This is a genomic window from Nitrospirota bacterium, assembly GCA_023229435.1.
Taxonomy (GTDB): Bacteria; Nitrospirota; UBA9217; order UBA9217; family UBA9217; genus JALNZF01.
On the sequence record JALNZF010000005.1, the window covers coordinates 180,266 to 190,805 of the forward strand.

Here is a 10,540-nt window from a genome sequence, read left to right on the forward strand (position 1 = left end):
TGGAGGAGAAGTCAGTCGTTACATTTCCGCTTCGACCTCTCTCTTTTCAAACCAGCTGTAAACCGAAGGAATGATCAACAACGTAAGCAGCGTTGAAGTAAGCAACCCGCCCACAACAACGGTTGCTAATGGTTTTTGTATTTCTGAACCGGTTCCGCCGGCCAGCAGCATCGGGAGGAGACTGAAAATTGATATCGATGCCGTCATCAATACCGGTCGCAATCGGTCAAGGCTTCCTTTTCTGATTGCCTCCTGCAGACCAAGTCCTTCTTCCCGCAATTGCGAAATGCGCGATACCAGCACCAGCCCGTTCAAAACCGCAACGCCAAAAAGAACAATAAAGCCGACTGACGCCGGTACGGACAAATATTGCCCGGACAGATAGAGAGCGAAGACCCCGCCGATGAGGGCAAACGGCAGGTTGGAAATGACCAGCAGCGACATGCGGACCGATCTGAACGATAGATACAGGAGAAGCATGATCAGGCCTACGGCAGCGGGTCCGATGATCATCAGTTTGTTCATCGCCCGCTGCTGGTTCTCAAATTGTCCGCCCCACGTAAGATAATAGCCGGACGGCAGTTTGACCTGTTCCCTGATCTTCTGTTTTGCTTCGGCCACAAAACCGCCGATGTCCCGGCCCGTGATGTTCATCTCGATGCCGATCCGGCGCACCCCGTCCTGGCGGCTGATCTGGACCGGCCCTTCGATCATCTTCACTTCAGCCAGGTGTTCGAGCGGAACATTGATGCCCGTTTTCGTGGTGATCATCAGGTTCTTGATCGCTTCCAGGGAATTGCGCTTCTCCTCCGGCAGTCGCACCGTGATGGGGAAATTGCGGTTTTCCTCGTACAGCTGCGATGCCGCCTTGCCGGCCACGGCAATCTCGATCACCTTCTGGACATCGCTGATGTTCAGGCCATAGCGGGCGATCTTCGAGCGGTCGATGTTGACGGTCAGGTAGGGCTGCCCGGAAACCTTTTCCGCATTCAGATCAATGCCCCCTCTGATCGTGGACAGCACCTTGGCGATTGTAGCCGATTTTTCGCTCAGCACATTGATATCGTCTCCAAAGAGCTTGACAATAAGCTGCGCCCGGGTGCCGGCCACCAGTTCGTCGATGCGGCACTGGATCGGCTGGCTGAATCCGAAGGTGATCCCCGCGATCGACTCCAGCGACTCCCGCATCTCATTGGTCAGCTCTTCCTTTGATATGTCCCGCTTCCACTCGCTCTTCGGCTTGAAGATCCCCACGTAGCCGGTCTTGTCCGTGCCCCGCGTGTCCAGGGCGACCCCGGTCTGGCCGATTCGTCCCACGATGGTATCCAGTTCCGGAAACTGCATCAGTCTGGCAGCCGCCTGCTGATTCACCTCCATCGCTTTTGCCAGGGAAACACCGGGGAGCATAGACACATCCATATCGAATGAGCCTTCATCCATGACCGGGATGAATTCCGTTCCCAGCCGGGTTGCCAGAAAGAGCGAAACGACCAGAAGAGCTCCCGCTATTCCCAACACCACCCGCTTCCTGTTCATAGCATAGTCGAGCATCGGTCGATAGAGCCTGTGCGCATGCTTCATGATGAAGCTCTCCTTTTCCGGGTGCGGTTTCAGGAACAGGATGCAGAGCGCCGGTATGACGAATACCGAAAGGAGCAGCGAGGCGAGCAGGGCGATGACGACCGTGATCGCCAATGGCCCGAACATCTTTCCTTCGATCCCTTCCAGCGAAAGGACCGGGATGAAGGTGAGCGCAATGATCAGTTCGCCGAAGATGCTCGGTTTTCTGACCTCCATGACCGCCTTGAGCACCGTAATCAATTTGGGGTGTCGTGCCCCCTCGTCACTCAGGTGCCGCTGGACGTTCTCGACCTGGATAATGGCGGTGTCGATAATCATTCCTATGGAAATGGCCAGTCCGCCGAGTGACATCAGGTTTGCGCTGATCCCCGTAAGCTTCATGACGATGAATGTAGCCAGGAGCGACAGCGGCAATGCGATGAGGACCACGATACTGCCCCGGATACTGTTCAGCAGCAGATAGAGCACGATCAGGACCAGCAGGGAACCCTCGATCAGCGCTTTGTTTACCGTGCTGACGCTCGCTCTCACAATATCGCTTCTGTCGTAATAGGGGACGATCCTGGTCCCGTCCGGGAGCACGTTGTTTCCGTTGAGCTCCCTGACCTTCTCCTCAACCCGGCGCACCACGTCGCGGCTGTTTTCGCCGCGCAGCATCATGACGATGCCGCCGACACATTCATCCTTGCCGTTCTTTATGGCGGCGCCCATGCGGACAGCCTCGCCGATTTTCACCTGGGCCACGTCGCGGATAGAGGTCGGCGTACCCCCCGCCGCTTTCAGGACGATGTTCTCGATGTCGTTAATATCTTTGATCAGCCCTACTCCGCGGACAATGAACTGGTCCGCTCCCCGTTCGAGCAGGTTCCCGCCGACGTTTTCATTATTATTTCCGATCGCCGAAAACACATCATCCACGGTTATGCCGTGCTGCAGCAGCTTTTCCGGCGACACGATCACCTGGTACTGCTTGAAGTACCCGCCGAAGGAGTTGATCTCGTTTACCCCGGCGACACTCTTCAGCTGCGGCGTGATGATCCACTCCTGGATGGTCCTCAGGTTGGTCAGGTAGGAAATCTTCTGTTGCGGGTCAGCGGGCATGGCGCCTTCAAGGGTATATTGATAGATCTCCCCCATGGCCGTGCCGATAGGCCCCATGGCGACCTCGACCCCTTTCGGGACCTTTTCCCGCGCCTCCGCCAGCCGTTCGAATACCAGCTGCCTGGCAAAATAGATATCAACGTCGTCCTTGAAGACGACGGTTACGATCGAGAGCCCGAACTTGGTGACCGAACGCATCTGCTCGATATCGGGCAGGCCGCGCATTGACATCTCGATCGGGTAGGTCACATTCCGTTCGATCTCTATTGCCGAGAGCCCGTCCGCGTGGCTGACAATTTCCACCTGAATGTTCGTAACGTCCGGGAAAGCGTCAATCGGCAATTTCCAATAAGAGTACAATCCGACGATTACTATCAGAAGCGAAAGAAATATGACCATCCCTTTCTGCTTCAGCGTATATTCGATAATTCTTTCCAGCATGATTGATGATCTCCTGTCTATGAAGGTAATGCCTCAGACTCAGTTGAACCCATCCCCCTCTCAATCTCCCCCTTGAAGGGGGAGAAGGAATCGGTTCCCTCCCCTTCAAGGGGAGGGTTAGGGTGGGGCTGGGTCATATGCAACTGCAAGGCTCTTTACTCGCCATGGCCATGTTCGTCGACGAGCTCGCCTTTTTTCAGCTCTGATTTCAGAATGAACGCGCCCTTGACGGCAACCGGCTCTCCCTTTTTGAGTCCACCGGTTACTTCCAGACGATTCCCCAGCGTTCGGCCCACCGTTATCTCACGCAATTCGAACTTCTCCGGATCGGTTTGAATGAAGACATAGTTCTTGGAACCGTCAAGAAAGACCGCCTCTTCAGGAACAGTGACAATCCGTTCTGTCCCGCCGCCGGCCTCGATCAGCACGGATGCAAACATGCCCGGTTTCAGGAGCCGGTTTGCATTTTCAACAACAACGCGCGCCTTGACTGTTCTGGTCTTCTCATCCAGCACGTCGCCGATGTATGAAATAATCCCCTTGAAGTTTCGGTCGGGATAAGCAGTTGTCCTGACTTTCACCGCTGTTCCCGACTTTACCCGGCCGAGATCTTTCTCGTAGATATCGATGATCACCCAGAGCCGGGACAGATCTGCCACGGTGAAGAGTGTCTTATCGGGGCTCACCACTTCACCCTGTGTTGCCGCGCGCTCGATGACCGATCCGCTGATCGGCGAGGTCACGGCGATAAGCGGATGCTGATCGCCTTCATGCTTTTTCCCGACCTGCTCGATATCGATCCCGAGCAAATGGAACTTCTCGGACGCGAAGGCGAAATCCGCTTCAGCATCTGCAAGCTCCTGCCTCGCCCTGATCACGTCCTTTTCCGGGGATATTTTCTTCGCGAACAGGGTCTCCTCTCGCTGCAGGTTGTTCCGTGCAAGATCGGTCCGTCCTTTCGCTTTGGCATACTCCGCCCAGGCCAGCCCCAGCTCCGGGCTGTCGAACCAGGCAAGCGCCTGACCGCTTGTTACCGCATCGCCCTGGGAAGCCGCGATCTTCACCAGCCGTCCCGAGGTGCGCGCGCTGATCTTTGCCACCCGGTCTCCGTTCAGCTCGATCGCGGCCGTCGCCTCGATGGGGGCCGAGAAAGGTTCCAGCGCCGCAGCCATAACTTCGATGCCTGATGCCTTCTGCGCTTCTTCAGACAGGTGCACAACGGCTGTTTCCTCGTGGGTTTTTTCGTTTTCGTGCTCGTCCGCTTGCTCCTTTTTTGCCGTCGATCCGTAAAACGACATGACCACGACGAGAAGCGCGATCGAACCCACGGCTATGAGCGCTGGTTTCTTGATGCGCCGCGCCGTATCTTTCCTGGCGGCCCATATCTTTCGGATCACTTTCTTCGTTCTGTTCATTTCAGGCTTCCTCCCGTTACTTTCTCCCATGCGTTCAGCGCAAGCTGCAGCCGAAGCTGTGATTCAAGATAGGCGAATTGGGCATCGATGGTATCCTTCTGAGCGAGCCGCACTTCAAAGAACCCGAATTTTCCTTCCTTGAAGGCAAGGTGCATGAGGCCCAGATTTTCCATGGCTTTGCCGAGAACATCTTTTTTGAAAAGGGACAGCTCTTCCGCCGCCGCTGCAAGGTTCGCGTGGGCCTCCTCGATCTCCCGTTCAACAGCTCGTTCGAGGGACGCCTGTTTGATCAGGGCCTGGCCTGCTTTTGCCGCGGCCTCCTTCCGATCCCCCTGCTTCCGGTCGAACAGTGGAAGAGGAAAAGAAAGCATGATCCCGGCTTCGTTCAGCTTATCATCCTGGTTGTAAAATCCGGACACGGTTACACTCGGAATTGCCTCGCGGCCCGCGAGCTTCATGGCCGCTTTCGCCTGTATCGTCTCGGCGCCCGCCGACTGCACATCAGGCCGCTGCAACGACGCGGTCTCCAGCAGCTTATTCTTGTCCGGGATGTCCGGCGCTTCCATCGGCAGTTCTCCTTCCACGCGGAAGTTCGGCGACGGCTTTATGCCAAGGATCTCCTGCAAACCGAGCAGCGCTTCCCTCCGTTCCCGTTCCGCAAGCATGCGCTCCCGCCGGGCTTTACCGAGCTCAACATCGGCCAGATTCTGTTCAAGCGCCGAAATATCTCCTGTTTGAAATTTGATCGCGGCTGAGGCGACCAGTTCATCCTGGAGCTTGACCGCTTCCTCGGACAGCTCAATTTTTCGCTTCGCGGCTAGGGCCCGGACAAAGGCGTCCTTAACCTCGGCGATGAGGACGCGCTCCTTGTCCAGAATGTCCTGAAGCGCCTTCTCCCGGCCGCTCCTTGCGGCATCGACGCGCAAGCCACGCTGCCCGGCAAGCTCGAATTCCTGGGAAAGCGCGATCCCGCGGTTCGTCGCTTTTTCGCCGCCTCCGGGGACCGTGTCTTTTCTGGACAGACTTCCTTCCATAACGGGATTGCTTCTTAACCAAAGACCGGCCTGATCAAGCCTGCCCTGGGCAGCGCCCTGTTCCAGCCTGACCGCTTGAAGATCGGGATTATTTTTCATCGCTGTTTCCACCGCTTCTCCGAGCGTCAGGGCATACGCAGGAGACACAAGCAACAAAACATTACAGATAAAGATAAGCATTCGCGTCATAATCACACCTCGTTCTGTCATAAAATCCTGTGGAATAGGAATGTAAGCGCGCAACGGCACAACAAGAGACAGTACTCTCGCGCTGTGCGGAACGGCTACTCGGATTAGAATAAAGAGATTAGTTCTGCGGCGGTTTGTTGATGGGATACGAAGGGTCCAGAAGGGCTAGCAACGTTGGCATGCCTACGGCATGGACCGTCAGGACGGGGACGAGAAACGCTTGGCTCTGCATTCCAGCAGCTGCATTGGAACACAGCGGGCAAAGATCCTTATCCATTCCCGGATCAGCAGGAATGTTGTTATCATGGTCTGCGGTTTGGTTTGTCGAGTCCGAAGGGCAGGATCCGTTTGACGGGTACTGTTGCTCCACCTGTAACGATAAGACGTTATTACAATCGTCGCAGGCAACTACGTCCAACACCGGAGCGATAATATAAATCCCCAGGAGAAGGAGTAGAAAAATATTATATGGTCTTGTCCATGTCATGACGAGCCAATTGTACGACTTTCGTACATGCGAGTCAATGGATATTTTGACACCATGGTGCTGCCCGTTAAAAGGTCCGGAACCTTACTCCTTCGGCAATCAACGTAACGCCGGCCATCATTCATTGAGGAAGCTCAGCGCCGGCATCTTGAGCGAGGGATGCTGGTTGACCAACCTGCTGATTGCGCCTGATGCCGCCGGCGTCAGCTTAGTAGTTACGATGGACATCTTCAAAAACCTCAGTATGTGGGTTATAGGCGCATACCTTGCCTGTATAGATATCATAATACCAGCCATGCAGGAAGAGAGAACCTTTTTCCAGGGCCTGAGCTACAAACGGATAGGTTTGAATATTGTTCAATTGTAAAAGAATGTTTTCTTCCTCAATAATTCTCAAGAGGGAGGTTGGTGAACACTCGGAATATAGTGTGGTGGCCGCCTCTTTCACCGGCGCGGCGATCTTCAGCCAGTCCCTCAGGTGAGGCATGTCCTCTAAGTCCGCCTCATCCGCACAGAGGGCTTGCATAGCGCCGCAATTGGAGTGCCCGCACACGATTATATCAGCCACCCTTAACCGCAACACGGCAAACTCTATTGCAGCCGCAACACTGTTCTTGTCCTTGATCGCGTCATAGGGTGGAACGATGTTGCCTACATTGCGCACGATGAAAAGATCTCCCGGCTTGCTCTGGGTTACCAGGTTCGGATCCACCCGCGAGTCGGCACAGGAGATAAAGAGAACATCGGGTTCCTGTTGCCCGGAGATTCGCTTGAAGAACTCCTCTTCCTTTTTGAAATAGGACTCCTGGAATTTATGAATGCCCTTGTAAAGTTTTCTCACCCCTGTTCCTTGTTCCCTTCATTGCCCGAAAAAAATAAAAGTGCGGAATTCAGTGGTTGAAGAAGAGCAGCTTGTTGAGTTGTTAAAACTTTGCTTTTTGAACCGCGGAGCTCGGGCTAACAAGCATAAATTCCAGCGCCGTCAGGAATGATCTGGGTTGCTTGCTGAAATATTCCATTTTATCCGTCAACATGACGGCTCGTTTTTTAAGCACGGTCCTTATTCTGTGTTCTCGTTAACAGATAGTATCCGGCTGAGAGGGCAATGATGATGACGCCTATGCCTATTAAGGTGAGGCTCGAAACTTCCTTAATATCCAGAATGATGACCTTTCGGGCGATGGCGATCATGGCAACCATGAATACCACTTCAACATGCACCGTCTTTTGGGTGAAATACATTTTCACGGTCTCCAATAACTCAACCCCTATTAACACCAACAAGAACATGCCGAATACGTCCAGCAGTTCATTAATATCGAGCAGAAATACCGGGGGAGTGATGATATCTTTTATGATAATCCAGCCCAAGTCTACTGTGGAAAGAAAAACAACCAATACCATCATAATCAAAAGCAATAAGACTATCACTCTTTCAACTTTCTCAAGATATTTCATGTTTGCTCCAGTCGGGCTTTATTTATAATCAGGATAAACTGACATTTCAAGGGACGCAATCCTGTCATCAAGGTCGGGATGTGTTGCAAAGAGCGCTTTCAGCCCGCTTCGTTTTGCGCCGGAGATCCCAAAGGCGGCAAGCTTGTCAGGCAGATGGGGCTGACGTACGGATGCCTTCAAGGCTTCGAGCGCTCCTATCATCGGTTTTTTGCCGACGAACGCCGCGGCGCCGGAGTCAGCCCTGTATTCACGTTTTCTTGAGAAGTAAAAGACGATTATCGAGGCTAAAACAGCAAGGACTATCTCGGCAATAATCGTTGTAACCCAGAAGGCGGGGCCGTGTCCCCGTTCATTCTTAAATACAACCTTGTCAATGGTATGTCCTATTACGCGGGACAGAAAAAGCACAAAGGTGTTCACCACGCCTTGAATCAGCGCCAGGGTAATCATATCACCGTTGGCGACGTGGGCCACCTCATGGGCAAGAACGGCCTTCACCTTTTCCCTGTCCATCCTCCCGAGAAGTCCTGAGGATACGGCGATCAGGGACTTGTCCCTGCGCATACCGGTTGCAAAGGCATTCATGTCATCCGAGGGAAAAACGGCGACTTCGGGCATTCCGATATTCGCCTTTGCCGCCAGTTCGGACACGGTCCTTACAAACCACCTTTCCGTCTCGTTTGCGGGCTCTTTTATAACCTGCGCGCCGGAAATCCTCCTTGCCGTCCATTTGGACAAGGCAAGGCTTATAAATGAGCCGCCCATGCCGAACACGAGCGCAAATATGAGCAGTGACTGGTAGTTCAGTCCGTATGCTGTAAGATACGGCTCTACACCAAAAATCCTCATTGCCGTACTTAAGACCAGCAGAATAGCGACGTTTGTAAGTAAAAAGTAAATGACTCTGCGCATTTCTTGCCTCCTTTTCATTATGATTATTTTAGCATGTCCCGTCTTTGCATGCTTAGGTCCGTTCTCACATCGTTATACCCCGATACAGAGCAGCGAGGATTTTTATTGATTAAATATCAACCGGAATCTTATTCCCCACGCCGTCTTTCCTCTTAAGCCTCAACGGCATTCTGTCTGCTCTGCCGCCGCTTTATGAGTTTTTCGAGTTCCACGGCAAAGAAGACCACTGAAGACAATGCAAGGGTGAACAACAGCTCATTCAGCGTCAGCGGCTCTGTCTTAAATATGGGGTTTAACACAGGCACATAGATCGTGGCCATCTGAAGAACAAAAGTCAACACGACCGCGCCGAGGAGGTATATGTTGGAGAATATCCCGATCGTGAACAAGGACTCTGTTTCCGATCGTATGGCGAGAACATGCCCGAGCTGGGTCAGACAGAGCACGGTAAATACCATGGTTTGCCAGTGAGCATGCTCTGTCTTGATGGACCAGGCCTGAACAAAAAGGACGATGCCGGCCATTAAGAGACCCACCCATATCGCATGGGCGCCGAGACCGTGGCTGAAGATGCTTTCTTTGGGATGCCGCGGCGGTCTTTTCATAACATCGCCCTCGGCAGGTTCCGCGGACAGGGCGAGGGCGGGTAGCCCGTCCGTCACCAGATTGATCCAGAGCAGATGGATCGGAAGCAGGGGTATCGGCAGGCCTGCCAGAGGCGCAAGGAAGAGGGTCCATATCTCTCCTGAATTCGTTGTGAGAAGATACTTGATGAATTTTCTGATATTGTCGTAGATCTTTCTCCCCTCCCTCACTGCCTTTACGATAGTGGAGAAATTGTCATCCAGAAGGATCATGTGGGCGGCTTCTTTTGATACATCCGTTCCGGTGATGCCCATGGCAACACCGATGTCCGCCCGCTTTAATGCTGGCGCGTCGTTAACCCCGTCCCCGGTCATGGCGACGAACTGGCCTTTGTCCTGGAGTGCTTTTACGATTTTCAGTTTTTGCTCGGGCGCGACCCGCGCGTATACCCGGATATGCTCGACCCTTGCCTCAAATTCCTCTAGTGATAACTTCTCCAGCTCTTGTCCGGTCATGAGCGCTTTTGGATCGTCGTCTACAATGCCCAGACGCTGGGCTATTACCCGCGCGGTGATGGGATGGTCGCCGGTTATCATGACCGGCTTTATCCCCGCTGCCTTGCACAGGGCGACCGCTTCCCCGGCTTCTTCCCGGGGCGGGTCCAGCATGCCGGTAAGACCGATGATCGTCAGACCGGTCTCAACATTCCCCGGGGACATATCGGCAGGCAGGGCGTCCCACGCTCTCATTGCAATACAGAGGACTCTCAGGCCGTCCGCCGCCATCCGGTCATTCACCCCGTTGATCTCCTGCTTATCAACAGCCCTCAATTCCTTCGCGGTTAAAATGTTTTCCGACTTGTCGATCAGAACATCTATTGCCCCTTTGGTAAAAGAAGCAAATCCTCCTTCAGGGCGCGCATGAAAAGTCGTCATGCACTTTCTGTCGGCATCGAACGGAATTTCCGCCACTCTGGGGAACTCTTTTTCCAGTTCTTTTTTCTCGAAACCCTGTTTCTTTGCAATGTCGTAGAGCGCGATTTCCGTGGGATCGCCGATAACAGCGCCGTCAGCGCCAGTCTGCGCGTCGTTACTGAGCGCAAGAGCGGTCATGAGAAGCGAATGCGGAGTGCGGAATGCGGTGTGTGGAGTAAGCACTTTTGGATCATCGTTCTTTTCACTCCGCACTCCGAGCTCCGCACTCCGAACTACGTTGCCGTCAACATACACTTCCTCCACCGTCATCTTGTTCAAGGTGAGCGTGCCCGTTTTGTCGGAACAGATGTAGGTTACCGAGCCAAGGGTCTCTACGGCAGGCAGTTTCCGTATCAGGGCATG

Annotated in this window: 7 protein-coding genes; all 7 read right to left on the reverse strand. The window is 53.7% G+C overall.

What is annotated here, in order from left to right; genetic code table 11:
• Window positions 1–18: 18 nt before the first annotated feature.
• Window positions 19–3,123: a CusA/CzcA family heavy metal efflux RND transporter gene (locus tag M0R70_05990; GenBank protein ID MCK9418910.1), complete on the reverse strand. Its 3,105-nt coding sequence runs from the start codon at window positions 3,121–3,123 to the stop codon at window positions 19–21.
• A gap of 155 nt (window positions 3,124–3,278) precedes the next feature.
• Window positions 3,279–4,538 (reverse strand): efflux RND transporter periplasmic adaptor subunit, encoded by a 1,260-nt coding sequence (locus tag M0R70_05995; GenBank protein ID MCK9418911.1) that lies wholly within the window; start codon window positions 4,536–4,538, stop codon window positions 3,279–3,281.
• Window positions 4,535–5,761, reverse strand: a complete 1,227-nt coding sequence (locus M0R70_06000) for a TolC family protein (protein ID MCK9418912.1) — start codon at window positions 5,759–5,761, stop codon at window positions 4,535–4,537. The genes M0R70_05995 and M0R70_06000 overlap by 4 nt, the downstream gene beginning before the upstream one ends.
• A gap of 695 nt (window positions 5,762–6,456) precedes the next feature.
• Window positions 6,457–7,089, reverse strand: coding sequence for a carbonic anhydrase (locus tag M0R70_06005; protein MCK9418913.1), 633 nt, complete (start codon window positions 7,087–7,089; stop codon window positions 6,457–6,459).
• A 206-nt stretch (window positions 7,090–7,295) separates the two neighbouring features.
• Complete coding sequence (locus tag M0R70_06010; protein MCK9418914.1) at window positions 7,296–7,706, reverse strand: phosphate-starvation-inducible PsiE family protein; 411 nt, start codon at window positions 7,704–7,706, stop codon at window positions 7,296–7,298.
• 18 nt (window positions 7,707–7,724) lie between these two features.
• Complete coding sequence (htpX, locus tag M0R70_06015; protein ID MCK9418915.1) at window positions 7,725–8,618, reverse strand: protease HtpX; 894 nt, start codon at window positions 8,616–8,618, stop codon at window positions 7,725–7,727.
• Window positions 8,619–8,770: 152 nt separating this feature from the next.
• Window positions 8,771–10,540: cation-translocating P-type ATPase (locus M0R70_06020; protein MCK9418916.1), on the reverse strand; the 1,770-nt coding region annotated here is incomplete at its 5' end.